This window comes from Actinomyces acetigenes, from assembly GCF_031296635.1.
GTDB lineage: Bacteria > Actinomycetota > Actinomycetes > Actinomycetales > Actinomycetaceae > Actinomyces > Actinomyces acetigenes.
The window spans coordinates 172176-198277 of sequence record NZ_JASPFC010000001.1 but is presented as its reverse complement, the minus strand read 5'-3'; the positions used below and the strand labels follow the sequence as shown (position 1 = coordinate 198277).

25 protein-coding genes are annotated in these 26102 nt (G+C 69.5%); 6 read left to right on the top strand and 19 right to left on the bottom strand.

Annotated elements, in window-relative coordinates; genetic code table 11:
• Positions 1 to 80: 80 nt before the first annotated feature.
• The 9 genes from RIV14_RS00935 to RIV14_RS00895 form a co-directional block, all read right to left on the bottom strand.
• On the bottom strand, positions 81 to 896 hold the full coding sequence (locus RIV14_RS00935; RefSeq protein ID WP_075371647.1) for a F0F1 ATP synthase subunit delta: 816 nt from the start codon (positions 894 to 896) through the stop codon (positions 81 to 83).
• Positions 893 to 1483: a F0F1 ATP synthase subunit B gene (locus RIV14_RS00930; RefSeq protein ID WP_075371646.1), complete on the bottom strand. Its 591-nt coding sequence runs from the start codon at positions 1481 to 1483 to the stop codon at positions 893 to 895. Before RIV14_RS00930 ends, RIV14_RS00935 begins: the two co-directional genes overlap by 4 nt.
• On the bottom strand, positions 1483 to 1689 hold the full coding sequence (atpE, locus tag RIV14_RS00925; protein ID WP_075249774.1) for an ATP synthase F0 subunit C: 207 nt from the start codon (positions 1687 to 1689) through the stop codon (positions 1483 to 1485). The genes RIV14_RS00930 and atpE overlap by 1 nt, the downstream gene beginning before the upstream one ends.
• Positions 1690 to 1765: 76 nt before the next feature.
• Positions 1766 to 2689, bottom strand: coding sequence for a F0F1 ATP synthase subunit A (gene atpB / locus RIV14_RS00920; RefSeq protein ID WP_075371645.1), 924 nt, complete (start codon positions 2687 to 2689; stop codon positions 1766 to 1768).
• A gap of 158 nt (positions 2690 to 2847) precedes the next feature.
• A complete protein-coding gene (locus tag RIV14_RS00915; protein ID WP_075371644.1) occupies positions 2848 to 3309 on the bottom strand; it encodes a pseudouridine synthase in 462 nt (153 codons plus the stop codon).
• A complete protein-coding gene (locus tag RIV14_RS00910; protein ID WP_075371643.1) occupies positions 3306 to 4556 on the bottom strand; it encodes an MraY family glycosyltransferase in 1251 nt (416 codons plus the stop codon). The genes RIV14_RS00915 and RIV14_RS00910 overlap by 4 nt, the downstream gene beginning before the upstream one ends.
• On the bottom strand, positions 4553 to 5317 hold the full coding sequence (locus tag RIV14_RS00905) for an L-threonylcarbamoyladenylate synthase (RefSeq protein ID WP_075371642.1): 765 nt from the start codon (positions 5315 to 5317) through the stop codon (positions 4553 to 4555). Before RIV14_RS00905 ends, RIV14_RS00910 begins: the two co-directional genes overlap by 4 nt.
• 141 nt (positions 5318 to 5458) lie before the next feature.
• Positions 5459 to 6166: a response regulator gene (locus RIV14_RS00900; RefSeq protein ID WP_075371641.1), complete on the bottom strand. Its 708-nt coding sequence runs from the start codon at positions 6164 to 6166 to the stop codon at positions 5459 to 5461.
• Positions 6167 to 6253: 87 nt separating this feature from the next.
• Positions 6254 to 7621 carry a PspC domain-containing protein gene (locus RIV14_RS00895; protein ID WP_428978855.1) on the bottom strand — a complete coding sequence of 456 codons (1368 nt, stop codon included), beginning with the start codon at positions 7619 to 7621 and terminating at the stop codon, positions 6254 to 6256.
• A 125-nt stretch (positions 7622 to 7746) separates the two neighbouring features.
• Between RIV14_RS00895 and RIV14_RS00890 the strand changes: the two genes are divergently transcribed.
• From RIV14_RS00890 to RIV14_RS00880, 3 genes are all read left to right on the top strand, one after another.
• Positions 7747 to 9831, top strand: a complete 2085-nt coding sequence (locus RIV14_RS00890) for a PspC domain-containing protein (RefSeq protein ID WP_075371640.1) — start codon at positions 7747 to 7749, stop codon at positions 9829 to 9831.
• An 80-nt stretch (positions 9832 to 9911) separates the two neighbouring features.
• Positions 9912 to 10409, top strand: a complete 498-nt coding sequence (locus RIV14_RS00885) for a hypothetical protein (RefSeq protein ID WP_075371639.1) — start codon at positions 9912 to 9914, stop codon at positions 10407 to 10409.
• A 179-nt stretch (positions 10410 to 10588) separates the two neighbouring features.
• The gene (locus tag RIV14_RS00880) at positions 10589 to 10951 is read left to right on the top strand and encodes an SdpI family protein (RefSeq protein ID WP_075371638.1); all 363 of its coding nucleotides are present in this window, start codon (positions 10589 to 10591) and stop codon (positions 10949 to 10951) included.
• An 88-nt stretch (positions 10952 to 11039) separates the two neighbouring features.
• On the opposite strand, the gene RIV14_RS00875 is transcribed toward RIV14_RS00880, so the two are convergent.
• From RIV14_RS00875 to RIV14_RS00860, 4 genes are all read right to left on the bottom strand, one after another.
• The gene (locus RIV14_RS00875; RefSeq protein ID WP_075371637.1) at positions 11040 to 11633 is read right to left on the bottom strand and encodes a DJ-1 family glyoxalase III; all 594 of its coding nucleotides are present in this window, start codon (positions 11631 to 11633) and stop codon (positions 11040 to 11042) included.
• Positions 11634 to 11743: 110 nt separating this feature from the next.
• Positions 11744 to 13276 carry an alpha-amylase gene (locus tag RIV14_RS00870; RefSeq protein ID WP_075371636.1) on the bottom strand — a complete coding sequence of 511 codons (1533 nt, stop codon included), beginning with the start codon at positions 13274 to 13276 and terminating at the stop codon, positions 11744 to 11746.
• A gap of 1216 nt (positions 13277 to 14492) precedes the next feature.
• A complete protein-coding gene (locus RIV14_RS00865) occupies positions 14493 to 15608 on the bottom strand; it encodes a 5-methylcytosine restriction system specificity protein McrC (RefSeq protein ID WP_081381778.1) in 1116 nt (371 codons plus the stop codon).
• Positions 15605 to 17062 carry an McrB family protein gene (locus tag RIV14_RS00860; protein ID WP_075371635.1) on the bottom strand — a complete coding sequence of 486 codons (1458 nt, stop codon included), beginning with the start codon at positions 17060 to 17062 and terminating at the stop codon, positions 15605 to 15607. Before RIV14_RS00860 ends, RIV14_RS00865 begins: the two co-directional genes overlap by 4 nt.
• A gap of 112 nt (positions 17063 to 17174) precedes the next feature.
• On the opposite strand from RIV14_RS00860, the gene RIV14_RS00855 reads away from it, so the two are divergent.
• Both RIV14_RS00855 and RIV14_RS00850 read left to right on the top strand, forming a co-directional pair.
• Positions 17175 to 17378, top strand: a complete 204-nt coding sequence (locus RIV14_RS00855; protein ID WP_075371634.1) for a CopG family transcriptional regulator — start codon at positions 17175 to 17177, stop codon at positions 17376 to 17378.
• Positions 17379 to 17388: 10 nt separating this feature from the next.
• Complete coding sequence (locus RIV14_RS00850; RefSeq protein ID WP_256694876.1) at positions 17389 to 17649, top strand: type II toxin-antitoxin system death-on-curing family toxin; 261 nt, start codon at positions 17389 to 17391, stop codon at positions 17647 to 17649.
• Positions 17650 to 17672: 23 nt separating this feature from the next.
• Here the strand turns inward: RIV14_RS00850 and RIV14_RS00845 are convergent, their stop codons facing one another.
• The 6 genes from RIV14_RS00845 to RIV14_RS00820 form a co-directional block, all read right to left on the bottom strand.
• Positions 17673 to 18548: a class I SAM-dependent methyltransferase gene (locus RIV14_RS00845; protein WP_256698952.1), complete on the bottom strand. Its 876-nt coding sequence runs from the start codon at positions 18546 to 18548 to the stop codon at positions 17673 to 17675.
• A gap of 97 nt (positions 18549 to 18645) precedes the next feature.
• The gene (locus RIV14_RS00840; protein ID WP_075371633.1) at positions 18646 to 19428 is read right to left on the bottom strand and encodes an alpha/beta hydrolase family protein; all 783 of its coding nucleotides are present in this window, start codon (positions 19426 to 19428) and stop codon (positions 18646 to 18648) included.
• Between the two features lie 88 nt (positions 19429 to 19516).
• The gene (locus RIV14_RS00835; protein ID WP_075371632.1) at positions 19517 to 20296 is read right to left on the bottom strand and encodes a carboxymuconolactone decarboxylase family protein; all 780 of its coding nucleotides are present in this window, start codon (positions 20294 to 20296) and stop codon (positions 19517 to 19519) included.
• A gap of 110 nt (positions 20297 to 20406) precedes the next feature.
• Positions 20407 to 21183, bottom strand: a complete 777-nt coding sequence (locus RIV14_RS00830) for an SDR family NAD(P)-dependent oxidoreductase (protein ID WP_075371631.1) — start codon at positions 21181 to 21183, stop codon at positions 20407 to 20409.
• Positions 21184 to 21350: 167 nt separating this feature from the next.
• Complete coding sequence (locus RIV14_RS00825) at positions 21351 to 23861, bottom strand: glycoside hydrolase family 3 protein (RefSeq protein ID WP_178387814.1); 2511 nt, start codon at positions 23859 to 23861, stop codon at positions 21351 to 21353.
• Between the two features lie 47 nt (positions 23862 to 23908).
• Positions 23909 to 24964 carry a DUF6199 family natural product biosynthesis protein gene (locus tag RIV14_RS00820; protein WP_256698949.1) on the bottom strand — a complete coding sequence of 352 codons (1056 nt, stop codon included), beginning with the start codon at positions 24962 to 24964 and terminating at the stop codon, positions 23909 to 23911.
• Positions 24965 to 25097: 133 nt separating this feature from the next.
• On the opposite strand from RIV14_RS00820, the gene RIV14_RS00815 reads away from it, so the two are divergent.
• A complete protein-coding gene (locus RIV14_RS00815; protein ID WP_075371630.1) occupies positions 25098 to 26102 on the top strand; it encodes an alpha/beta hydrolase in 1005 nt (334 codons plus the stop codon).

Below are 26102 nucleotides of genomic sequence, written 5' to 3'. Positions count from 1 at the left end.
GGGGGCCGGCGGCGCTAGGCGTGAGCGACGACGGCGCGGGGTGGGGTGGTGAAGTTGTGGGTCGGCGTGCGATCAGCGGGCTAGCCCGCCAGGCGAGTGCGCAGCTCGGCGACGGCGCTGCTCACGGTGCGGTCCATGACGTAGTTCCTCGTCGAGATGCGGACTCCGCCGATGACCGCGGAGTCGACCTCGCAGTTGAGGTCGACCTTGGTGCCCAGGCGGCGCTCCAGGATGGTGCGCAGGCGCTCCTCCTGAGCCGAGGTCATGGGGATGGCGGTGACGACGTCAACGATGGTGCGCTGGCGCATCTCGGCGGCCAGCTCGACGACGCGGCGCAGGTTGCGCAGCGGACCGCCCTCGGCGTGGTGGCGCATGCACCAGTCCACCAGGCTCATAGCGGGAGCACTGATGTGGGGGGCGAAGACGGCCTCGACCAGACGGACCCGGGCCTCGGTGCTGGTACGGCGCGAGGGGGTCAGGGCCTCGCGCAGCTCGCGGTTGTCGGCGATCTGCTCGTGGACCTCGAAGAGCTGCTGCTCGATCTGCCCCACCGAGCCGTCCGCGTGGGCGCCGGCGAGGATCGCCTCGATGCCCAGGTCGTGGAGGGCGGAGACCAGGTCGACGGCCTTGGACCAGCGACCGCGGACCATGGCGCTGAGCAGGTCGACGACGCGCTCGTCCACGGTGCCGGTGAAGAGCCGGCGGGCCAGGGCCACCTTGTCCTCGGCCTCGCGGCCCGGGTCGGTCAGTGGACCGGACAGCGAGTGGACGGCGACCTGGTGGGCCAGGGCGAGGATCTGGCGACCCAGCTCCTGGCCCTCGACGCCCGCGGCCGTGAGCACCGGGCTCCAGGCCTGGCTCACGGTCTGCCGGGTGGCGGCAGTTCCTGTTCTCACCGCGTCGCCTCCGCGGTGGAGCCGACGCCGGCGTCGAGTCCCTCAACCGGCTCCATGGTCTCGAGCTCGTCGAGGAACCGGTCGATGACCCGCTCGGACAGGGCGGTGTCGCTCAGGTGCTCACCGACGATGCGCTCGGCCAGGGTGGAGGCGAGCATGCCGACGTCGGTGCGCAGCGAGATCTGCGCGGCCTGCTTCTCGGCCAGGATCTGACGCTGGGCGCCCTCGATGATGCCGGCGGCCTCCACCTGGGCGTCGTTGCGGGCCTTGGCTACGATCTCCTTAGCCTCGCCCTGGGCGTTGTCGCGGATGCGTGCGGCCTCGCGACGGGCCTCGTCCACGAGCCGGGCTGCGCGCTTCTCGGCGTCGGCCTGGTCCTGCTTGGCCTTGTCGGCCAGGTCGAGGCCCTCCTGGATGCGCTGGGCGCGCTCGTCCAGCACGGCGTAGAGCCGGGGCAGGGCGTAGCGGCCCACCACCAGGAGGATGAGCAGGAGGACGATCGCCGCCCAGAAGATCTCATAGGCCGGGGGGAGGAGGCTGAACTCCGAGTCTCCTGCGTGCCCGCCTTCAGCAGCCAGCGAGAGCATCACTTGATGAGGGGCAGGACGAAGCCGATGAGGCCGAGGGCCTCGACCATGCCCGCGCCGATGATCATGTTGGTGAACAGGCGTCCGGCCACCTCGGGCTGACGGGCCGTGGCCTCCTGGGTCTTGCCGACCATCAGGCCGATGCCGATGCCCGGGCCGAGCGTGGCCAGGCCGTAGCCGACGTATGCGAGCGCAACGGAGGTCATATCTGGTTCCTTCTTTCTAGCGCCGGGTGGCGCAGGTGGGGTCGGTGGAAGAGGCTTGGGCGACGCGCTGTGGCGGCTAGTGAGCCTCGATGGAGAGCTTGATGTAGACGGCGCTGAGGATGGTGAAGATGTAGGCCTGCAGGACCGCGACGAAGATCTCGAACAGGGTCACCACGATCATGGCGGCGCCGGTGAGGGCGCCGGCCGCCGAGGTCACCTGCAGCTGATGGAGCAGGAGGGTGGTGCCGTAGAAGGTCATCCCCAGCAGCATGTGCCCCGAGACCATGTTGCACAGCAGACGCAGGGTGAGCGTCACCGGCCGCACGATGAAGTTCGAGAGGAACTCGATGGGGGTGATGAGCAGGTACATCGCCTTGGGCAGTCCCGGAGGCATGAGCTGGGAGGCGAAGAAGTGCCCGACCCCCTGCTCCTTGATGCCGGCGCCGATGAAGGTGACGTAGGTCAGGGCCGCGAACACCATGGGGACGGCGACCACTGAGGAGGCTGCGATGTCGAGGCCCGGGATGACGCCGGAGATATTCATGGCGAGTATGCCCAGGAAGAGGGTTCCCAGCAGCGGGGCGAAGCGGCGGCCGTTCTTGTTGCCCAGGAGCATGAGGGCCACGTTGCTGCGCACGAAGTCGGCGATGATCTCCAGCAGGGCCTGGCCGCGTCCGGGAACCAGCCTGAAGCGGCGGGCAGCGGCCACCCCCAGGATCAGGCACAGGGCCCCACCCATGACCAGACGGACGAAGGTGAGGCGGTTGAACTGCAGGAGAGTCCCCTCACCGAAGAGCGCCCCGGGGGTGAAGTCCTTAACGCCGGGCATGTGCGCATCCTTCGTGAAGGCAGGCACCGCGGTCAGCGCGATAACAGCGACCAGGACGATCAGGAGCACCCAGTACCACAACGGTTTGACGAACGGCTTGGCGTCAGCCGTCCGCGGCGCGGCGACATCGTCTGCAACCGCGCCGTTCTCGGTGACAGTGTTGGTGGACAGGAGTTCCTCCCAATGTCTCTCACGCTTCGAGGCCCGTTCTGACAGGCCCGCTCATCACTAGTCATGCTAACGCCTCACAGGGGTCTGACGAAGCCAACCGGACGTCTTGTCGCGGTCCGTCACTGTCACGACATCCTGTACACGGCCCCATCCGCCGGTCAGGGGCGGTCCGCAGGCTCATCCTTCTTCGGCTCCACCGCAAGGATTCGCGCCTGCGCCAGGACGGTCGCCTCAGCGAACATGCCCACCAGGATCGCCACAATGAGTGAGATTCCAATCACTCTGGTATCGCATCCCAGGGCTCTTCCGCCTAGGAGCCCCACCGCCAGGAGCGCGATCTTTCCCAGGTACCCGCCTGCTACCCAGGCCACCAGACCCCCCGTATCGGAGTGGACCATGCGGTCCAGGAACCACCAGCTCGCGACCAGGAGCAGCGTCGTCGTCCCCACTGCGGCCAGCAGCGTGCCCAGCGGCTGAGCCACGGCGCCGCGGGCTCCACCAAGCAGGCACCACAGGGTCTCACCGGCCACCATGACGGCGGCGGCCACGGCGAGGACTCGGCGCAGCCGCGCTGAGGCATCGCGCAGTGCCCGGGCGTTCGCGGGGGGCGTCTGGCTCACTGGCGTGCCCTTTCAGAGGGACCGGGCGACGCCTGCAGGGCGGTGCCGTGCGGCGCCTGCCCCTCGGCCGGGCGCGTCACCTCACCGGTCCCCGAGACGTTGCGGGAGACGACGATCCGATGTTCCTGACGGCCGCGGCGACGGCGCAGCGCCGAGCGCAGGCCGTGGCGCACCCCGGGCATGAGGTCGACGGTGACGACGAAGGCGAACAGCACCGAGATGGCGAGCCCCGCCAGCACCCAGGGCAAGGGGAAGAAGGCCATGGCGGCCACGGGGAAGGAGGCGACCGCCGCCCACAGGTACATCACCAGCACCGCGCGGCGATGGGAGTGCCCAGCGGCCAGGAGCCGGTGGTGCATGTGCATACGGTCGGGGTGGGTGGGGCTCAATCCCTTCCGGGTGCGGCGCACGATCGCCATGATCATGTCGGTCAGGGGCAGCAGGAGCACCGCCAGCGGCAGGAGGATCGGCATGAAGGCCGGCAGGGCGCGCGAGCCGTCGAAGCTGCCCGGGTCGATCTGCCCGGTGACGATGATGGTGGACGCGGCCGAGACCAGCCCCAGCTGCATCGCCCCGGAGTCGCCCATGAAGATGGTGGCGGGGTTGAAGTTGTGGGGCAGGAAGCCCATGCACACGCCGATGAGCGCGGCCACGATGGTGGCGGCCAGGGAGCTGTAGGAGCCCGGGCTCGTGGCGCGGGTCAGAACGTAGGTGTACAGGAAGAAGGCGGTCGAGCCGATCCCGATGATGCCGGCCGCCAGCCCGTCGAGCCCGTCGACGAAGTTGACGGCGTTGATGGCGGCCACCACGACGATGACGGTGGAGATGAGGGACAGGCGCGAGGAGCCGATTGTCAGCCCCGCCACGGGGAAGGTGAGGAGCTGGACGCCCTGCCAGGCCATGACGCCGGCGGCCAGGATCTGGCCGGCGAGCTTGGTCATCCAGTCCAGCTCCCACAGGTCGTCGACGACGCCGAGCAGGCACACCAGTCCCGCCCCCAGGACCACCGCCCAGGCGCTGGAGTCGATGACGTCGGAGAGGTAGGGGATGGTAGAGGCCACGGAGATCGCAGAAAACAGGCCGAAGAACATAGCCACGCCGCCCAGGCGCGGGATGGGCGTGGAGTGGACGTCACGGGCCCGCACGGGGGTCAGCGCGTTACCCACCAGGGCGATGTGCCGAATGATCGGCACGGCCACGTAGGTGGTCGCGGTGGCAATGGCCATGACCAAGAGGTAGACCTTCACGCGCCCGCCCCCGCCCTGTCGCGCACTACGCCTGCCGTCCCCTCGGACAGGGCGAGGCCGGCCACTCGTTCCAGGTCCTCCTGCGCCAGGACCCCCTGGCGCAGGATCCGGGGGGCGCGGGCGTGCGCCCCGGCGAGGGTGACGATGGTGGAGGGAACCGGTCCGGGGGTGGCTCCGCCGTCGAGCAGCAGGATGTCCTCGCACCGGGCGGAGCCAGCGCTACCCGGCGCGAGCTCTTCGAGGTCCCGGACCCGGCCGGGGAAGGCGGCCCGGGCGGAGGCGGCGTCGGTGGCCGGCGGGGCGCCGGTGGGGTTGGCGGAGGTGACGGCCAGCGGGCCGCTGCGGCGCAGGAGGTTCAGGGCGAGCTCGTGGGCGGGCATACGCACGGCGAGGGTGCCGCCGGTCTCCCCCAGGTCCCAGGTCAGGGTCTCGTCGGCCTCCAGGATAAGGGTCAGTGCGCCCGGCCAGAAGGCCTCCATGAGGGCGCGGGCGGCCTCCGGCACCTGGGCGACGATCCCGGTCAGGTCGGCGGGGTCGGCCACGAGGACCGGCGGGGGCATCTGGCGTCCGCGTCCCTTGGCGGCCAGCAGCCGTTCGACCGCCCCGGCGTCGGCGGCGTTGCACCCGATGCCGTAGACGGTGTCCGTGGGCAGGATGACGAGCCCGCCTGCGCGCAGGTGCTCGCAGGCAGGTCGGAGAGGGTCGGGGCGGGGATGAGCGGTGCTCGCGGAAGGCTGCGGGGGGTGGCTCACGTCCCGCATCCTGCCACGGATCGGGTCGGCGGCGGGACAGTGCGACGGTGTGGGCCCGGACGCGATGCCAGACCGTCACCAGACCGGGCCGCCGCTCACCCGCACGACCCCGGTTCGTTCCCGCAACGAGCCCAGGACGACGTCGCACCTCTACACGATGCGACGGGCCACGGCCCAGCGGGTGAGCTCGTTGCGGTTGGACAGCTGGAGCTTGCGCAGGACCGCCGAGACGTGGGTCTCGACGGTCTTGACCGAGATGAACAGCTCGGAGGCGCACTCCTTGTAGGTGTAGCCGCGGGCGATGAGCCGCATGACCTCCCGCTCACGCGCCGAGAGGCGGTCGAGCTCGGTGTCTGCCACGGCCACCTCACCCGCCCCAGCACCGAAGGCGTCCAGGACGAATCCGGCCAGGCGCGGGGAGAAGGCGGCGTCCCCGGCGGCCACGCGCCGCACGGCCTGGGCCAGGTCCTCGGTGGAGATCGCCTTGGTGACGTAGCCGCGGGCGCCGGCCCGGATGACGCCGACGACGTCGTCGCTGGCGTCCGAGACGCTCAGGGCCAGGAAACGCGTTTCGGGGACGTCGTGGCAGGAGGCGACGACCTCGGCCCCTCCCCCGCCGTTGCCGCCGGGCAGGTGGACGTCGAGCAGGACGACGTCGGGTCGCAGGGCGTGGACGGCGGCGATGGCGCCTTCGACGTCGTCGGCCTCGGCGATGACGTCCAGGTCGGGGGCGTGGGCGGTCAGCTCGGAGCGCACCCCGGAGCGGACCAGGGCGTGGTCGTCGACGACCAGGACCCGCAGGGACGTGCTCGCCTCAGCGGGCGGCTGGTGGTCTGTGGCGGCGGGCGTGTCAGCCATGGGGTCTTCCTGGGGGTGACGTGGGGGTGATGAAGGATGAAGGGGCTTGAGTGGGGCCCGAAGGAGATGGGAGCAACGATAGACGGCTCAGAGGATTCGCACGGGGAGGGTCAGCGCCACCTCGGTGCCGGTGGACATGCGGCGCACCCGGGCGCTGCCGCCGTGGCGCTCCATGCGGGCGATGATGGACTCGCGCACGCCGTGGCGGTCCTCGGCGATGGCATCGAGGTCGAAGCCGGGGCCGTGATCGCGCACGAACACCTCCAGGCCCTCCTCGCCGGCCTCCACGTAGAGGGAGACCGGTGGGGCGCCGTGGCGCACCGCGTTGGACAGGGCCTCGCGGGCGGCGGCGACGATGACCTCGGTGTCGCGGTCGGGGGCCCGGTCGCCGACGCACACGGCGTCAACGGCCACGCCGTAGCGGTCCTCGATCTCACCGGCCAGGTCGGTGAAGGCGTCGGCCACGGAGGTGCCCGGTGCGGGACGGTCGGTGTAGAGCCAGGCACGCAGCTCGCGCTCCTGGGAGCGGGCCAGGCGGGCCACCGTCTCGGGCTCGTCGGCGCGCTTACGGATGAGGGTGAGGGTCTGGAGGACGGAGTCGTGCAGGTGGGCGGCGATGTCGGCGCGCTCGGCCTCGCGGATCTCGGCGGCGCGGGTGTCGGCCAGGGCCCGGTTGGTCCGCAGCCACAGGGGCGCCAGGACCACGCCGATGCCCGCCACGAGCGCCCCTCCGGTGATGAGTCCGGAGATGAGCTTGTAGGGGGTGCTGTCCGCAGCCACCCACACCAGGATGCCGACGACGGCCAGGCACACCCCGCCCGCGACCCGCACAACAGCGCTCAGGTTGCGGTCCGGGCCGACGAGGTTGTCCATCTGCGACCAGGCCAGGGCCGCCCCGGCGATGACGACGACGATGACTCCCACCGCCCCGATCCGCTCCAGCAGCCCGAAGCGCCAGGAGGCCAGGAACAGGGCAGCCAGGAGGAGTGCGCCGCCGTCGAGGACCGTCTGCGACAGGCCCGGGGCGGTTCCGCCGTCGGCCCTGCGCTCTGCGGCGCCTTTCCCGCCGCTGAGTCGGGCCGCCAGGCGGGCACGGGAGGCCACCGATGCGGGATCCGCACCTGCCGGGCCGTTCTCCCCAGGGAGAGTCGCCCACAGCAGGGCGTAGAGCAGGGCGCCCGCGCCGCCGCCGAGGGCCAGGACGACCATGGCCGCACGGACGTATCGCACGGGGACGCCCAGATGGAGGCTCAGTCCTGCGCAGACGCCGGCGATGCGGGCGGGGCGGCGCATGCGGGCAGTCTGTGCCGGCACGTCGGCCGGAGCCGGCCCCAGGTGGTGGGGCAGGCGGCGCAGCGGGGGGCGTCGCTGCAGCTGGCGCGGGGGGCTCCAGGAGTATGCCGGCCCGCCGGCGGTCGGCCCGGGCTGCGCGCCCCACTGCTGAGCTGTCGTCATGGCACCATCGTGGCACGTCAGGGTCACCGATCCGATTGCCCTCCGGGGGATTCGGGGGACAATCCGGGATCATTCAGGGGTTCCCCTGATCGTGCTGCAGGCCTGGGACGCGAAGAATTGTTGACATGAACGACATGCCTGCCTCCCCGTCTGACGGTGACTCTCCCACCGGCACCGATTCCTCTGGCTCCTCCGCATCCTTCACCCCTTCCAGCACACAGGGTCCCGACGGCGCCCAGCGCGACTCCCAGCAGAGTCCGCCGTACGGCCCGCAGTACGGACCGCAGCCGGGCCCCGCGCCCTCCTTCCAGCAGTACGGCGGCCCTCAGCCCGGGCCTCAGGGCGGATCCACCCACCGCTTCTTCGACTCCCTGCGCGGCTCGGGCCTCATGCGCACCAATGAGCGCTGGATCGCGGGTGTGGCCGGTGGCGTGGCCTACCGCTTCGACCTGGACCCCACCCTGGTGCGTTGCGCATGGGTGGTGCTCTCGCTCTTCGCCGGTGTCGGTCTGGTCCTCTACGGACTGGCCTGGGCCCTCCTGCCCGAGGAGTCCGATGGGCGCATCCACCTGGAGGAGGCCCTCTCCGGCCGTTTCAACGCGGGTCTGGCGGGCGCCATCGGAATGACGATCGTCGGCATGTCGACATTCAGCAGCGGCTTCATCCCCAACTGGTACATCCATGAGATGGGAATCGCCGCCGCCATGTGGCCCCTGTTCTGGCTGGGGCTGATCGTCCTGGCCATCGTCTTCCTCATCCGCAGCGCCCAGGACCGGCGTATGAGTCGGAAAACCGCTCGAGGGCCTCAGGGACCCCAGCCCTGGCATGCCTCGGCGCCCGGTGCCGCGCAGGCACCGGGCAGCCACCCGGGCAGCCAGGCCGGTCCGGTGGGTCAGACCGGGGGCTTCGCCTCCGCGGCGGGCTCCGCATCGGCCTGGGACTCCTCGGCACCCGGCTCCGGCGCCCCGAGCTGGCAGAGCCGCTCCTACCGGCAGCGCCCGCCGTACCATCCGGCGCCCATGCCGGTCCGCCCAGCGCGCCCGCGCCGTCCCGGCCCCGGTTCCTCACTGTCGCTGGCGGTCCTGGGCCTGGGGTTCCTGACCGCGGCGGGCGTCTGGTACGCCACGGCGACCCATCGCGTCGGTCTGCTCCAGGGTCAGTTCTTCCTCATCGGTACCCTGGTCGCCCTCCTAGGAGCGGGCATCGTCGCCAGTGGTCTGCGTCGTCGGCGCGGCGGCTGGATGACGGTGCTGGGCTGGCCGGTCCTGTTCGTCGCTGCGATCCCCGCGCTGGCCACCGCCTCGATCGTCCCTACGAGCCTGGCCCGCATGCCCTTCGAGACTCTCAGGAGCTCGACCACCGTCGTCTCGAGCACGGTGACGTGGAAGGAACTGACGGCGTCGGCCAACGGCGGCAGCGTCGCCCGCAGCAAGGACATCGGTGACCTCACCCTGGATCTGCGCGGCATGCCCGCCGAGGAGGCCGGAAAGCTCTCCACCATCACCGCCCACCTCGACGTCGGGACCCTGCGCATCAAGACCGACACCGACCAGCAGCTGACGGTCACGACTGACGTCGACATGGGATCGATCGACTCCCGTGTCTCCCGGGCCTGGACCGTCGACGGCCGGCAGATGGATCAGAACAACGAGGGCCCACATCGCCACGACGTGACCGGCAAGGGCATCACCACCTACGCCAGCTCCAGCGGCGGTCTGAACATCAAACGCACCCTGGCCTCCCCCAGCAGCGACGACGGGCGGCCGCGGATCACCATCAACGCCTCGGTGGACACCGGGACCATCAACATCGAGGAGCACAGCAACACCGTCTCCTGGTACGGCAACGCCGAGGAGCCCGTGTGGATCGTCAGCATCTGGTACGACGAGAAGGGCGATGCCCACACCGGCACGCTGCCAGTTCCGGACATGAGTCACCAGGCCATCACGGCCGAGGAGTCCGAGACCTGCATCCGCACGGCCCACGAGAGCGTGAGCGAGGACGACCGCAGCGAGGACGTCGGCTGGAGCAACCTGTCCGACCTGACCTCCAAGGAGCGCGCCTCCTACGACTCCTGCGTGCAGAAGACCCTGTCCGGGCAGGGCGCCGCGCAGCCCAGTGCGAGCCCGAGCCCCTCCGGGGCGGCGGCTGCGACACCGTCCCCGGCTCCCTCCAAGCAGTCCGCCGCGGCCAGCCCGACAGCCGGGTGATCGCGCCCGCGTCTGCGCACCGGCCTCAGCCATCAGAACTCTTCCCCGGGCACGTCCCGGACCCATCCAAGGAGACCCCCATGAGCAGCATCTCATCCACGACGTCGCCCGACGACGCCGGCAGCAACAGCACCGAGACGACCGGCGAGGACACCACGAAGCCCTTCCCGACCGCCGGCGACACCCAGCCCCTGACCCCACCGGTGACTCAGCCCTTGGCTGAGCCAGCAGTTGAACAGGAGACTCAGCCGGTCACCATGTCACTGCCCGCCTCCGAGGAGGCCGGTGCGGAGGCGGCGTCCGCGGACTCGGCGCCTGCGTCGTCGACGCCCGGCCCGGTGTGGAGCGCCGGGACGATCACTGACCGGGACCGACCTCAGGCACCCCAGGACATCAAGGGATCCACGCTCCTGTGGGGGGCCTTTCTGCTCCTGGTGGGCGGGCTGCTCATCGCGGCGGGCCTGGGGCTGCGCTTCGACTTCACGACAACGGCCATCGCCTGCCTGGCGGGCCTGGGTGGCCTGCTCGTCATCGCCGCCCTCATCCCCAAGGGGCTCCGCAGCAGCAAGAAGCCCTGATCCGCTGACATTCACCCCGTACCCACTCAATCGAGCCGCGAGGACGCACCTCAGGGCCCGCCGACTTGCACCTCCACGGTGAGTTCGCGAACCCCCCACGTGCGTCCTCGCGGCGTAGTATTCAAAGAGAACTCACCGGAACCGAGAACCTCCACCACTGCGACGGATGACGGACATCAATGGTTGAGACAGCACTCTCCGTAGTCATGACCCTGATCCTGAACGTGACCGGTATCGTCCTTGTGGTGCTGGGGCGCCGGATGGCGCAGCGCAAGCTCCCGCCGAGCTCGTGGGCGGGAGTGCGTTACGAGATCGCGCTGCGCTCGGAGGAGAACTGGTACACGATGCAGGCCCGGTGCGCGGTGGCGACTGTGGGCCTGGGCATGGTCTTCATCGACTCGGCCCTCCTGTTCGTCATCCAGGCGGCCCTGCATGAGATCATCTCGATTCTGATTCCCCTGGTCATCATGCTGATTCAGACGGCTGCTGGTATCGCGTTCCTTCACGTTCAGGCCCGCAGGTGCGCCGCGGAGCTGACGTAGAGCGCATAGGTCGGCTCCCCCACTGACTGACTCTGGTGAGGGAACCGGTCGGGGGTGGTCGGAGTCGGTCGGAGTCCGGGGCGAGCGCTCAGCCCTGGTAGACGATCTTGGCCTTGACGTCGTCGACGGCCTCCTCGCCCAGGTAGTGGCGCACGATCTCCAGGCCGAAGTCGATGGCGGTGCCCATGCCGCGCGAGGTGATGACGGGGCCGTCGGCCACAACCGCGGCCTGGCTGAGCTGCGCGCCGTGCTCGGCGAGCACGCCCACGAAGCCGGGGTTCGACGTCGCCTGGCGTCCCTCAAGCAGGCCCAGCTCGGCCAGGATCGAGGGAGCGGCGCAGATCGCGGCCACGGGCCGGCCGGCGCGCACCCGCTCGGTGACCGCGGCCATGAGGGGCTCGACGGCCTTGAGGTTGGGGGTGCCGGGGATGCCGCCGGGCAGGACGAGCATGTCGTAGTCGTCCAGGTTCGCCTCGGCCAGGGTGAGGTCACAGGTGACGACGATGTTGTGGGAGGAGACGACGGCCCGCTCGGGAGTCACGGAGATCATCGTCGTGGGGATACCGGCGCGGAAGAGGATGTCCACGGTCGCCAGCGCCTCGACCTCCTCCAGCCCGGGGGCGATGAAGACGGCGACGGCCTTGTCTGTCCTCTGGTCGGTGGGCGTGTGGAAAGCGGGCATGTCTCCTCCAGGAAGGTCGGCTCAGGTCGGTGCGGCTGCCGCCATCACCTTACGCGCCCGGAACACCGGGTGCGTAGGAAACCGCGGCTCCCCGCCTCTGCCTGCGGTCCTCAGCGCTGGCGCAGGAGGTGCTGCTCAGCGCTGTCCAGGATCGGCTTGGCGGTCTCGGGCGCGTAGATGCTCAGGCCGCCGTCGGACACGGGCAGCTCGACGTTGCCGTCGCCGCCGATGGTGACCGGCTCGTGCCCGCCCAGGACACAGATCCACTGCTCGCCGGCGTGCCCCGCCCCGACGTGGAGACGCTTGGTGCCGGCCCTGCGGTCGGACAGGACGACGGCGAGCCCGGAACCCGGGTGGGCATCGTCGCCCTCGCGCGTGAAGCCGACGACGTCGGGGTTGTCAAGGGCGTCGTGCTGGGGGCCGTGGGCCAGGGCACGACGCATGGTCATGAGCAGCGGCAACTCGGTGACGGCCGGCAGGTCGCCGGTCTCGGGGGTGCCGAACAGGTCGCCCCAGAAGACGCAGGGGGTTCCGGCCTCGCGTAGCAGGATGAGGGCGTAGGCCGAGGGCTTGAACCAGGACTCGATGGTGGAGGCCAGCGACTGACCCGGCTGGGTGTCGTGGTTCTCCACGAAGGTGACGGCGCGCGCGGCGTCGGCGGCCACGAGGGTGCCCTCGAAGAGGCGGGTCAGGTCGACGTCGCCGTTGGAGGTGGAGGCGGCGTGCAGGTGGAAGTGGAGGGGGACGTCGAACAGGCTCATGAAGGGCACGGCCTCCAGGTAGCCCTCCAGCTCGGCGACGTCGCGGGACCAGTACTCGCCCACGGCCGGCAGGGCGCGGCCGGTGGCGCGGCGAAGCTCAGCCAGCCAGCGGGCGAAGAAGTCGGCGCCGACATGCTTGAGGGCGTCCAGGCGCAGGCCGTCAACGCCGGTGGTCTCCACGTACCAGCGCCCCCAGCGGTCCATCTCGGCGCTGACGGCGGGGTCGGTGACGTGGACGTCGGAGCCCATGAGGTAGTCGTAGTTGCCGAGCTCGTCATTGACGTTCTCGTTCCACTGTTTGCCCTCGAAGAGCCAGACGCCCTGCTGGTGGCGGGCCTCGTCCCAGTCGGTGCCGTGGAAGCAGGTCCAGTCCCAGGTGAAGTCCGAGTAGGCGCCGGCGCGCCCCGGGAAGGTGTAGCGGGTCCAGGCGGTGATCTCCTCGGCCTGCCCGATGGGGCGCATGCGGTCGTGAGGGTCGACGGGAGTGGCGCGCACGACCTCGGTGCCGTCCCCGCCCATGCGGTGGTTGAGGACAATGTCCGCTACGACGCTGATGCCGGCCGCGTGCAGGGCCTCGACGGCGGCGAGGTAGTCCTCCTTGGTGCCGTACTTGGTGGGGACGGTGCCCTTCTGGTCGAACTCACCCAGGTCGTAGGTGTCGTAGACGCCGTAGCCGACATCCTCCACGCCGGCCTGCCCCTTGTAGGCGGGTGGGAGCCACACCGAGCTCACCCCGCAGTCGGCCAGGAGGGCGGCGTTGTCCGCCAGGAGGCGCCAGTGAGTGGAATCGGCGGGCAGGTCCCAGGCGAAGGCCTGGAGCAGGAGGGGGTTGACGACGTCGTCCGGGTTGGCGGGGCTGGGCTGGGCGTGGTTCTCGGTCACGGTTCCGATGCTGCCAGTCCTCCCCCGCGGCCGAGGGCATTTCGGTGCGGACGGGGCATTCGACGCCGTCGGGGACCGGAATTCTGTCCCCCTACGCGCAGCAGGTCCCCGGCCGGAAGAAAGCGCACCCCCACGCACATGTGTTGTCTCATGACTTCTGAGAGTTTCGGATGTCATGACATCTCAAGGCATCGGTGGGGTGGGTCTGCCGGATGGGAGAGCTGCTGCTTCGGTTTGTCGGAGGGGTGCCCTGGTTACTGTGGTGTCTGTCGGCGTCGTCTGGATGCACTGCACGAGGGTGGGGTGCTACTGGAGGAGGGTTGGGGGTACTGGGGGTAGGTGGGGCCTTCGTGCAGTACGCACAACCCTTGGTCAGTAGATCCCGACCCTCGTGGAGTAGACCGACTCGGGCCGACTCGGGGCGGAGCCGGCGTCGAACCATGACCTCCGGACCCCGCGCAGGCAGCGGGCAGGGTATCGTCATTCCGCAGAGCAATCATCTTTGCACCCGGACCCCGCGCAGGCAGCGGGCAGGGGGCGGACCTGTGACGGAGGCGCCGGGCTGTGCCACCAAGAACCCCGGACTCGTTCCTGCGCGGCCCGGTGTCCACAGCGCTGACATCAACGATCCAGCCGTCGAAGCACCCAGCGGGGATCGTTGGAATCCTGCGGCTGATCTTCGGCGTGCAGCACCGGTGCGGGATTGATGTCAGCGCTGTGGACACCAGCGACCTGCCAGACCTCTTCCCTTCGACCTCACCCTCGCCTCCAGGACCACCAGCCTGCCCCGGACTCCCGCCCGAGCGAGTGCCTCAGAAGTCATGACACTCACATGTCCCAGAAGTGAGGAGACAACACAGCACCCCCGCGCACAGAATGTCCCCGCAGACGGAAGAAGGAAGGACGATGTGGACAGTGCGGATCGACGGCCCCATAATGGTGGGGAGCCAGCCGGCTGCTACCGGTTGACTCCCCTCGCAAGGGAACGGCCTAGCCGATCCACTTACTGAGGACATCCACAAGGACACCGACGGCCCGGATCAGGCGAGCGACAGCGGTCAAGACTTCGCTCACCTTCCGGGCCGTTACCTTGCCCTTGCGGACTTCTGCGCGTCGTCCTCTCGGCTTGGACACGGCCCTCACCTCCTCCCGGCTCCTTCCTCCCCGGCAAGGACATGAGTGTTCCGGGAGAAGATGCCATGGGAGGCGTCGTAGATCAGGGTGGCGAGAGCAGGGCGGCGACGTCGTCGAGCTGAGCGGCAATCTCGGTGAAGTCCCGATCCAGGTCGAGGGTGCGCACGTGGAAGCGGTGCCCGGTCTCGGTCCAGGTCTCGCAGATCGGTGGGTCGACAGCGGTCTGGGCGTAGAGCAGCATCCCGGCAACCTCGCGCCCGGCCTGCCGGGGGTCGCTGGCCTCGTGCATGACGTAGCTGTAGATCTGGTTGCGGTTGGCCGGGGACAGGATCGACCTGTCGTAGCGGGAGCCGAGGATGCGCCCGTAGCACTTGGTGTCGATGATGAGGGTCCGCTCCGGCCCGGTCAGGACGATGTCGGTGTGCAGCCCCGGGAGGAAGACCGGGGCGTCCTCGATGCCGCCGCTCACCCAGGGAGCGCCGGCGCGCAGATGGGGGTGGTGGCGGCGGAAGTAGGCCAGGACGAAGCGCTCGTACAAGGCGCTCAGCTCCTGAGGGTCGAGGAAGTCGGCGAGGCTGACCGCACCGTTTGCGCCGCTGAGCAGCCGCTCGTCCAGGACGAGTCGGCACACGCCCATGAGCAGCCGGTAGGAGCGGTTACCGCGGTGGAAGCGCAAGCTCTCCCAGTGCAGGTGCCGCAGGTCCCCGGGGCTCATCACCTTGACGTCGCCCATGACGAGCAGTGTCGACTTCAGGCGCGTCCTGCGTGACGGGGCGATGTCGCCGTGCAGGAGCAGCCGCAGGGCGGCGCTCTTGAGGAGCCGGTTCATGAGGGTGTTCTCGGTGCGCTCGTCGTAGTCGCAGTGCACCAGGCTCCTGCGGCACGCCCTGAGGCGCATCGTGGCGGCCGGGTCGATGCGCCCCCGCACAACCGTCAGGTCCTCGCTGAAGGGCTGATAGTCCCGCTCAAAACCGCGTCGGCGCTGGTTGTCCAGCCCACCGGCCAGGATCGCAGCGAGCATGTCGTGGACGTGCTCGAAGTCCTCGGCCGCCAGGCGCCGGTGCTCGCCGGTCTCCAACGCCTTGAAGGCGTAGGCCAGCATGTAGTAGACGTTCTTGAGCAGGACGGTGCTCGGACCGTGCTGATGCGGCCGGCCGGGAGCCCCGTCCCAGGCCCGGCCGGGCAGGGCAACGGTCATGCCAGGACGCTCTCCAGGGCGTGAATGCTCTCGTCCATCGCTGCGGGATTGTCGAACCAGTACTCGCGCACCAGCGGCTCGAGTTCATAGCGAACCACGGAGGTCACGTCCGCATCCGCACCCGCAGGGTTCTCGGGGTCTGCCACAGGCAGGCACAGGTAGGAGTGGCCGATCTGGAACCCGACCCCGAGGGCCTCGTCCTCAGCGATCCGCTGATTGAGGCGGCGCACGACGTCGACCAGCGCCTCCAGCCTCGAGCTGCCCACGGCCTCGACGTGCCTGAGGAACCCTGGGTGGTCGAGGGCCGGCCTCATCTCGAAGAAGGCGAAGCGGCGCCGCAGCGCGTAGTCGATGAGGGCCAGGCCCCGGTCGGCGGTGTTCATCATGCCAATGATGTGGAGCCGCTTCGGGACGGACAGCAGCTCCCCGGACACGGGCAGGCGCAGCGCCTCGCCACGGTGCTCGGCCTCGATGAGCATGAGCAGCTCGCCGAAGGCCTTGGAGATGTTGGCCCGGTTGATCTCGTCGATGATGAACACGTAGTCCCGTCCCGGGTCGGCGGCGGCACGCCGGCAGAACCTGGCGAAGACGCCCTCGGCGGCCGCGAACCCGCCCTCGGCCGTGGGCCGCAGCCCGACGACGAAGTCCTCGTAGGCGGTCGACTGGTGGAACTGCACCACCTCCACCCGCGAGTCGTCCGTCTGGCCCATGAGGGCGTAGGCCAGGCGCTTGGCCGCGAAGGTCTTCCCCGTGCCAGGGGCACCCTGGAGGATGAGGTTCTTCTTGCGGCGCAGCAGCCCGAGCATCTGCTCCAGGTCCTCGGGATCGACGAACACCTCCGCCAGGAAGTTCTCCCGCGTGTAGACGTCGGCGGCGTCGGGCTCGTCAGCGTTCCGGGGACTCGCGGCGGGGGCGGAGACCGTGGACGGGTCAGGGTCGTTCCGGTCCTCGAACAGTGACTCGAGCTGGGCCGGGTTGTAACTGGTCTCCTGCGTGAGGCGCTGCAGTGTCACTCGGCGGACACCTCGCTGAAGCGGCCAGGAGCCGGCATGCGTCCACTCGACGTCGCGCACGCAGCGGTAGGAGGGCCGGGCATCGTCGTAACGGAACTGCGAGCGGACGACGCCGCGCCCGATGATCTCGGTGGGACCGCGCCGGGCGTAGACGACGTCACCGGGACGCATCATGTGGGTGAAGTCCCGGATCATGCCCGCCGCGCCTGTCGGCCTGCCTCCCCAGTCCCCGTAGCCGGCCTCCAGAGCCTCGATGACGGCTTCCTCGTTCGGGTAGCTCGTGGGGTCGCCGATCCGGTCCCAGTTGAGTGCCATGATCCCGGCCGTTCGAAACTCCTCCCACTTCCCGGCGCCCTCGCCCGGGACGTAGAGCCAGTAGCCACGCTCCTGCTCCTCGGCCGTCTGAGCATCCTCATCCGACGTCGTCATCGGCTCGCTCATGCTTCCTCCCTCGTCGCCCGTGCCCGCGGCGCTGCGGGCACGTCCAGGGAGAATAGTAGTGCCGGCTCACCCCGTCTGATACCAGTCTGGTACCACCTACTACTGTGGAGACATGGCGATGACATTGCGCTTGAGCAAAGAGGACGAGCGGCTGCTCGCGCTCCTTGCACAGGAGGACGGGGTCAGCCGCCAGGAGGCGACGATCCGGGCGATCCACGAGGCGGCCGCGCGCCGTGAACATGAACAGCGAGTCGCGGACGCCTCCGCCCGCATCCGCAACCGGTACGCCGAGGTCCTGGAACGCCTCGGCCGCTGATCGGGCAGAGATGGTCGAGTACCTGACGCTCGAGGACGCACTGTCTCTCATTGAGGGCCTCGCTGTGGGACCGGTCCGGGATCTCGGCCTGCTCGACTCGGCGCTGCACCGACCTGCGACCATGCTCTGGGGACGCGACGCTTACGCCACGATCGATGAGAAGGCGTCGGCTCTGCTCGATTCCCTGGTCCGCAATCATCCACTGGCGGATGGCAACAAGCGCCTGGGGTGGTTGACCACGCTGGTCTTCCTGGACATCAACGGCCACTGAGTCGAGGCTCCCGACGACGACGCCTACCGGCTGGTGATGGACGTCGCCGCTGGGAGGCTCTCACTTAAGGAGGTCACTGAGGCCCTGTCTCGATGGCACGCTCGCAGCACCACGATGCGCTCGGAGAGTCTGCCCACCAGCGGCAGCCGCGTCAGGGGCGCGAGCAGGGGGTGGTAGCGCGCAATGGTACGGGTGAAGGGGACGTCGTGGAGCAGCGTGTAGCCGGGGGCCATCGTCCGGTGGAACTCGGCGGCGCTGGAGCAGCCGTAGGTGTAGCGCGCGCCCGCGTCCTCCACTGAGCGCTCCCGGCCGTACTTCTGGAACAGGCTGGGCATGACCGCGATAAGGACGGTCGCACCGGGCAGGCGCGCAGCGATGATGTCCAGGAGCGTGCGCACCTCCTCCCGCTCGAGGTACATGCTCAGTCCCTCGATGATGACGAGCACGTCGCGGCTCACGTCCCCCAGCTGGTCGGGCCAGGAGGGGTCAAGGGCGGAGGCGGCAATGGTGCGGTGACGCCCACCGTCCTCAAGCAGCCGGCGTCGCAGCGCGATGACGTCGGGCAGGTCGAGGTCGTACCAGGTGACGCGCCCGTCGTCGAGGCGCTGGAAGCGGGTGTCAAGCCCACAGGCGATGTTGACCACCGTGCAGCCGGGGTGGGTGTCCAGGTACCCGGCCACGAGCGGGTCGAGTGTGAGGGTGCGCAGCACGACGCCGTCGGCCATGAGCCGGTCCTGTCTGGCCATGGTGAAGTCGTAGTCGAGCCGGGAGACGAGCTCGACGGCGGCGGGGTCGGTGAAGCGAGGCCGGTCGGAGAGCGTGTGCTCCGCCTTGGCGTGGAGGGTCAGCAGCATCGTCTTGCTGACACTGGTCAGGTCTGCTGTCTCGTGTGCGCTCATGCGGTCAATTCTGCGACGCCTGCGGCTCGGGAACCACCGCTGGCAGCAAAACGGGCGCGCCGCCCGCGCCCGCTGTCCGCCGCGCGGCTCAGTCCTCTCAGTCCTCTTCAAGGACCCCGTTCCAGGCCAGGAAGCCGATGGTGCGGCGCATGGCCTCCTCCCAGTTGGCGTCGCCGAAGCCGTGGGCGGCGCCGGGGATGGTGACGAGCTCGGCATCGGGCAGGGCGCTCACGGCGGTTCGGGAGACTTCGATGGGCACGGCGCGGTCCTGGTCCCCGTGGACGATGAGAACGGGACGGCGGTAGGTGGCCAGCTCGGCCCCGACCTCAAGGTTCCAGCCGTCGACGGCGTAGGCGCGCCCCAGGCGGGTGCCCGCCCAGTCGAACTCCTCGGGCACGGCCGCCGGAGTGCGGAAGGCGGCGCGCAGGTTCTCCCCCAGCCGCAGAGCCGGGTACCACAGGGCCAGGGCGGTGACCTGCTGCGGGTGGCGGGCGGCCGCGAGCGCTGCGACCGCTCCGCCCAGACTCAGCCCGAACAGGGCGACCCGGGAGGCGTCGACCTCCGGCCAGGCGCAGGCGGCAGTGAGGACGGCCTCGAGGTCGGCCAGCTCGGTGAGGGCCGACATCGCGGTGGTCTCGCCCTGGCTGGCGCTGCCGCCGCCCCCGCGGAAGTCGAAGCAGATGGCCACGGCCCCGGCCGCGGCGAAGCGCCGAGCCATGGGGGCGACGCGGGTGTGGGAGCCCTCCATGCCGTGGCAGCAGATGACCAGGGGCGCGGGGGCCGACGACGCCGTGCGCGGGACGTAGGCCAGTCCCCCGAGCCTCTGCCCCTGGACGGTGAGGGTGACCTGCCGTGAGAGGTAGGGCTGCGTCGTCGTCACGTGTTCTCCTTGCTGTGCGGGGCCGGCAACGAGAACCGGCCCGGCGGCCATCGTAGACGGGTCGCCGGACGGGTGAGGACGCGCAGCGTCAGCGGTAGGCCTCTGTGGAGGCGTTCTCGTCGTAGCGGGCCACGAGGACCAGGCCGGACAGGGCGTAGGGGCCACCGATGTAGGGCATGACCTGCACCAGGGCGGCGGCCACCTTCTGGCGGGAGGAGCCGGCCCTGATCGCCCCGGCCACGTGCGGGCGCAGCTGGGTGGTGGCGCCGATGGCGGCGATGGCCACAAGGCTGATGAGCTCGCGCTGGGCGACGTCGAGGCCGCCGCGGGTGGCGAAGTCGCCGAAGGCGGAGGAGGTCAGCAGGTGGGGCACGAACTGGTCGAAGGGCTCGGGCAGGGCGGAGAAGACCTCCTTGACCTCGTTGCCGTACAGCGGAGCCTGGATGGCGGCGCCGGCCTGCTCGCGGGCGCTGGGGTCGGTGGCGTCGACGGTGCCGGCACTCTCCAGGGGCAGGGAGATGCCACGCGCCTCGAAGACCTTATTGGCGATGTCGATGGCGTTGAGCGTCTTGGGGAAACCGATGTAGGGGGCGCACTGGTAGATGGTCTCGCGCAGCTGGAGCGGGCCGGCTCCGATGTTAAGGGCCGCGCCCACATGGGCCGTGAGCTGCGGGAGGGTCTGCATGGCGGTCAGGACGGTGACGGTGAGCAGCTCTCGCTCAACGTCGGTGAGGACTCCTGCGGAGAAGGCCTCGTCGAAGATCTCGTTCTGGAGGATGTCGAAGAGCTCGGGATCTGTGGGATGCGGCTGCGGCTCCAGGCCAAAGAGTCGGGTGAAGGTCTCACGCGCCTGTGGTGTCAGCGCCATGGAGGGGCTCCTTATGCAGTGCGGGCGGCTCAAATCCGAGCATGTCACGTCGGCCTCCCCGGCGATGGGTTTGCTACGCCCCGTCGCCGGATTCGCGACGGGGCGACCTCTTAGACCAGCGCCATGCCGCCGTCGACGAGGATGAGCTGTCCCTGGACATAGCTGGAGGCGTCGGAGGAGAGGTAGAGGATCGTCCCGTTGAGCTCGCCCTTACCTCCGGGGCGGCCGGCGGGGTTGAGCGTGTTGTAGGCCGTCAGGAACTCCTTGCTGCCAAACAGGGTGCTCTCGGTCATCTCGGAGGCAAACAGCCCCGGTCCGACGGCGTTCACGGTGATCCCGTAACGGGCGTAGGAGCAGGCCATTCCCTTGGTGAGCCCCAGGACCGCAGCCTTGGAGGCGTTGTAGGCGTGGCGGATGAACACGTCCTGCTTGTCGGCGATGACAGCGTTGACCGAGGCGATATTGACGATCTTGCCGTACCCGCGCTCACGCATGAGGGGCACGACGTACTTGCTGACGTGGAACATGCCCTTGACGTTGGTGTCGAAGGAACGGTCCCAGTCGGCCTCTGAGAGGGTGTCGACACCGCCGCGCACGGCGACCCCCGCGTTGTTGAGAAGGATGTCGATGCGCCCATAGGCCTCCACCACCTTCTCGACGGCGTTACGGCAGCTCTCCTCGCTGGTGACGTCACAGCGGACGGCGAGCGCACGGCGTCCGGCCGCCCGGATCTCCTCGCTCAGGGCCTCCAAACGCTCAAGACGCCGAGCGAGTAGGGCGACGTCGGCACCGTTCTCGGCGTAGGCACGGGCGGCGTCCGCACCGAGGCCCGAGCTTGCCCCGGACACGACTGCCACCTTCCCACTGAGGTCGAACATGCTGGTCATGGTGGTTCCTCCTTGCGCCCTCCGGCGCACCCCAGGTGGCGTCGTCGGAGCGGACTGCTATGAACCATGCCTGGGTTGTCGGGGTATCGCAAGGGACCAAGAACCTTCCTGGATCTTCTGCCCGACTGGAGCAGCAGCGCCTCACGGGCGTGAAGGTCCGTGAGCAGTCACCGCTCGAAGCCCGCGAGCCTCCAGGCCGAGCGGATGACGCGGGCGGCCTGCGTCTCGAGCTCGTCGCGAGTCAGGGCCACGCCTCCGCCGTCCGGCTCGGTCCGTCCGCCCGGCCCACGGCCTGTGCTTCCCCGCTCCAGGGCCGCCAGGAGGTCCTGCCGGTCCGTCTCGCCTCCGGGCATGAAGAGCTCGTTGCCAGCCTTGACGGTGGCGGCCGCGGTGGCACGCGGGTGCTTCATGTCGCTGCGGGTCATGCCGTCGACGACCCAGTCGGTCATGACCAGTCCGTCGAAGCCCCACTCCCAGCGCAGGATGACCTCGAGCAGCTGGGCAGACTCGGAGGTGTGGACGCCGTTGATGAGGTTGTAGGAGGTCATGACGGCGGCGGGGCGGGCCTGGCGCACGCAGATCTCGAAGGCGCGCAGGTAGAGGTCGCGCAGGGCTCGGGGGCTGACCCTGCTGTTGGAGTTGAGGCGGTTGGTCTCCTGGTTGTTGCAGGCCAGGTGCTTGATGGTCACGCCCCGCCCCGGGTGGGTCTGGACCCCGCGGGTGATGGCGGCGGCGATGCGTCCGGCCAGCAGCGGGTCCTCGGAGAGGTACTCGAAGTTGCGTCCGCACAGGACGCTGCGGTGCAGGTTGACGGCGGGGGCGAGCCAGAGGTGGATGCCGAAGCGTTCCATCTCGGCCCCGACGACGTCACCGAGGCGCCCGACCAGTGCCGGGCTCCAGGACTGGGCGAGCGCGGTGCCAATGGGGATGGCGGTGGTGTACTGCTCGCGGATCTCGGTGGGTTCGCGGGATTCTGGCTCGTCGGCGATGCCGAGGGCCTCGCGTCCGGCGTCGTCCATGAGCTCAAGGAAGGTGGCGGGCAGGCTGGAGTCGCCCAGGGAGAAGGGGCCCTCGGCGTCGACGCCGTAGGTGGGGGCCAAGCGCAGGCCGGCGGGCCCGTCGGCCATGATGATGCTGGGCAGGCCGGGGATCCGGGTGGTGGTCTGGCCCGCCGCACCGATGACGGTGGTGGAGGCGGCCCCGACGATGGAGCCGGATTCCTCACCGCTGCGGTAGTCGCCCAGGACGGTGTAGGTGAGCTCGTCGTCGCAGAGTCCTCTGGCCAGGGTGAGAGCCTTGCTGACGTCCTCCGGCGCTACCCGCTCATCGGGCTCGGCGACGTCCGGCCGGCGCAGGTGGGTCGGGTCGACGGCGAGCGCCGGCAGGCCGGCCGGGATGTCGAGGAGGATCGGCGCCTCGGGCTTCCAGTCGGTGAAGCCGGGCTCCCCCAGGTCGCCGGTCAGGTGCCGCACGGTTGCGTCCTGGGCGAGCTCGACGACGGCGACGGGGCTGAGGTGCCGGCTGGAGGTTCCCGCCCGCAGCAGGTAGCGCCCGGCCTCCAGGATCGTGGCGCGGGCGGCCTCGTCGTAGGAGGCCAGGTCGGTCAGGTCGACGTCGACGGTGATCCGTGCCGTGGCGCCGGGGGCGATCTCGTCGGTCTTGGTGAAACCGGCGAGTGCCTGGAGCGGCTGGTCGAGGCGTCCGGCCGGCACACTGGCGTAAACCTGGATGGTCTCCTTGCCCGGGCGCTCACCGGTGTTGGTGACGTCGACGTCGATGCTCACGCGGGCGCCGTCGAGGCTCACCTGGCGGGTCTGGATGTCGAAGGTCGTGTAGCCCAGCCCGAATCCGAAGGGGAGGAGCGGTGCCTTGCCGACCGAGTCGTAGAAGCGGTAGCCGATGTAGACGCCCTCGCGGTAGTGGGTGTCGTCCGGGTCGCCGAAGTCGCCGATCTGGTCGTCCTCGTCCCAGGCGGCCCAGGTGGTGGCGAGCTTGCCGGAGGGGTAGGTCCGCCCCAGGAGGATGTCGGTGAAGGCATCACCGGTGCAGGCGCCGAGCTGGGAGAGCAGGAGGATGTTGGCAACGTCATCGAGCGGGCTGAGGTCGACGACGCCGCCCACGTTGAGCACGAGGAGGAACCGCTCGAAGCGCCCGTTCAGGGTGAGGATGTCACGGACCTCGGTGTCGGTGAGCCTGAGGTCACCGGCCTCGGGGGTGCGGTCGCTGCCTTCCCCGGAGGTTCGGGACAGGACGTAGACGGCTGCGTGTGGGTCGGTGCCGGCCGGGACGTCGAGGGGGATCGTGTACTCCGGCTCGGGCATGACCGAGCCCATGCCGACCATGATGGCGGGGACGCCGCGCTCGGCGGCCTCGGCCCTGATACCGGCGACGAAGTCCTCATGGGCCTGAGCTCGGACACGATCGTAGGCCTCCAGCCAGGGCCGCGTGGCGATGGTGAAGCCGGCCGTCTCCAGGCCCTCCTCGATGGTGGTGACGTGGCGGGAGTTGACGTCTCCGCTGCCGGTTCCGCCCTTGATGGTGTGCCGCGCACCGGAGCCGAACAGGGCGATCTCGCCCGGCTCAGCCAGGGGGAAGGCACCGTCGGAACGCAGCAGCACCATGCACTCGGGGGCGAGAGCGCGGACGGCGGTCAGGTGGTCGGTCTCATGAGTGTCCATACGCACCTACTTCATGACGTGTTGCGACAAGATGTCCACAGTACGGCTCATGATGAGCTGGGGGCGACCCAGGGGACGAGCGTATTGCGATCAATATCAGCGTCAGTGACGGGGTCCTTCCACGTCTCGGTGAACTTTCCCCGCCTGTTGGATCGGAAAATAGTCGGCATATAGTCGCCGTCGTAGGACGTGCTTGACCAGGCGTTTCCAGGAACCGGGTCCGGTGTGTGCTCGGAGGCTCCGGAAGGAGACGTCGTCGGCGCCAGCGGATGGTACACAGGCGCCTGGTAGCTTCGTGCCGCCTGGATCAGCTCATCACTGAGAGGGATGGCGACGTAAGCCCCCTCAGTCGGCTGTCCGCAACGGCTGACGTCGGAGAGCCCGTAGACCGAGATCGAGATGCTGGCCTGATCGTTTGACAGGGAGGCGCTGGCCGAGGTGATCGCGCAGGCGGGCTGGCTGAGCTGGACCACGATGTAGGTCCTCTCCCCCAGCACGCCGGCTCCAGCCCCCTGGGTTGTGGCCTGCGCCGGATCGAGGGTTGCCAGCGCGACCTTGGAGTCGATGACCGCGGCGGAGGCGAAGGCCGCGGGCTGGTCGCTCGCAGTCCACGGGTAGTAGACCGGATTCACTCCGATCTGCTCCGAGGAATCCGACTGATGGTGCTGTACAGCGCCCTCGACCACTGGGGTGAAGAGAGTGACGGGCGCCCCGCCGGCGACTGGGCTCGCCACAGCCGAGGAGAAGGGATCCACGGTCTCCCCCGAAGCAGTAGGACGAGGAGATGGGGAGGCGTCACCACTATCGCAACCGTACGCATAGGGCATGCAGTGGCCAGCAGAATCAGCGGACGTCGTCTCGGCATCCGATACGGAGTGAAGTGCAGGAAGGAAGGGAAGGGCCACCAGGATCAGCGCGAGCATCACCATGAAGCAGCCCACTCCACGATTCGCAGCGTACTGTCTCTCCGAGGGCTCATTGGCCTCGGGGTCGCGGTATCTCCATGCTTCAGTCGACCACCACAGTGCCTCCGGATCGGACAGCATGAGGAACAGTCCGAGTCCGCCCATCAACAAAGCCGACAGAATAAGAGAAATTGCCATACTCGCTTCTTTTTGAGTGAACAGTTCCACCCCGCCGCCACGGGCTTCAGATGCCTACGATAGCCGAGACATGCCCCCCGGATCCGGAAAACTCTTCGGACCGCGTTCGAGGCCCTGCGAAGTGGAGGAAATCATGAAGGCGCCCAGGAGACTCAGCGGGAGCAGGATCGCCGTCGGCGCGGCCAGTGTGGGTCTGACGGTGGGGGCCTTCAGCCTGTACTCCCACAGGCGCTATGGCCGCTCGGCCGCGGCGAGCCTGGCGGAGTACGGCACCCGGCCGATCAAGACACTGGCGGCCCGCATTCCGATGACCGAGCGGATCGCGCGTCTGGCCGACCGCCCCGAGCCTGCCCGCACCATCACCTTCCCGGCCTGGGGGCGCTTCTTCTACGACCTGGAGCGGCGCGAGGACTCCGGCATGCCCGTCTACTACCTCCGCCCGCGGACGCCGTCGAAGGCCGTTATCGTCTACCTGCACGGTGGCGGCTACATCTCAACGGCCAACTCGGCGCACGCCCACCTGGTCGATCATCTCGCCCGCAGGGCGGGGGCCGACGTCGTCATGCCGCTCTACCCACTGACGCCCCACCACACCTGGCAGGAGGCGCACCGGTTGGTGCTGGACCTCTATCGGCGCACGGTGGCGGAGAACCCGGGGAAACGGATCATCCTCATGGGGGACAGCGCGGGCGGGGGTCTGGCAGCGGTTATCGCCCTGTCCCTGGCCGAGGCCGGAGACGCCCAGCCCGACGAGCTCGCCCTCATCTCGCCGTGGGTCGACATCACCAACACCAACCCGGATATCGCCGACTACGTCGACGCCGACCCGCTCATGGCTCCCGAGCCCCTCGCCGAGATCGGCCGTTCCTGGGCGGGCAGCACCCCGGCGACCGACTGGCACCTCTCCCCCATCTACGGCGAGCTGTCGGGTTTGAGGAAGGTGACGACCTTCGTGGGGACCCGGGAGATCCTCCTGCCGGACAATGCGCTCTTCCACGCCAAGCTCCTGGAGGCCGGGGTGGACTCGACACTGCACGTCGGCGAGGGGCTCAATCACGTCTACCCGATGTTCCCCACCCCGGAGGGGCGCCGGGCACGCCGCGATCTGGTCCGCATCGTCACCGGCGAGCTCGCCTGA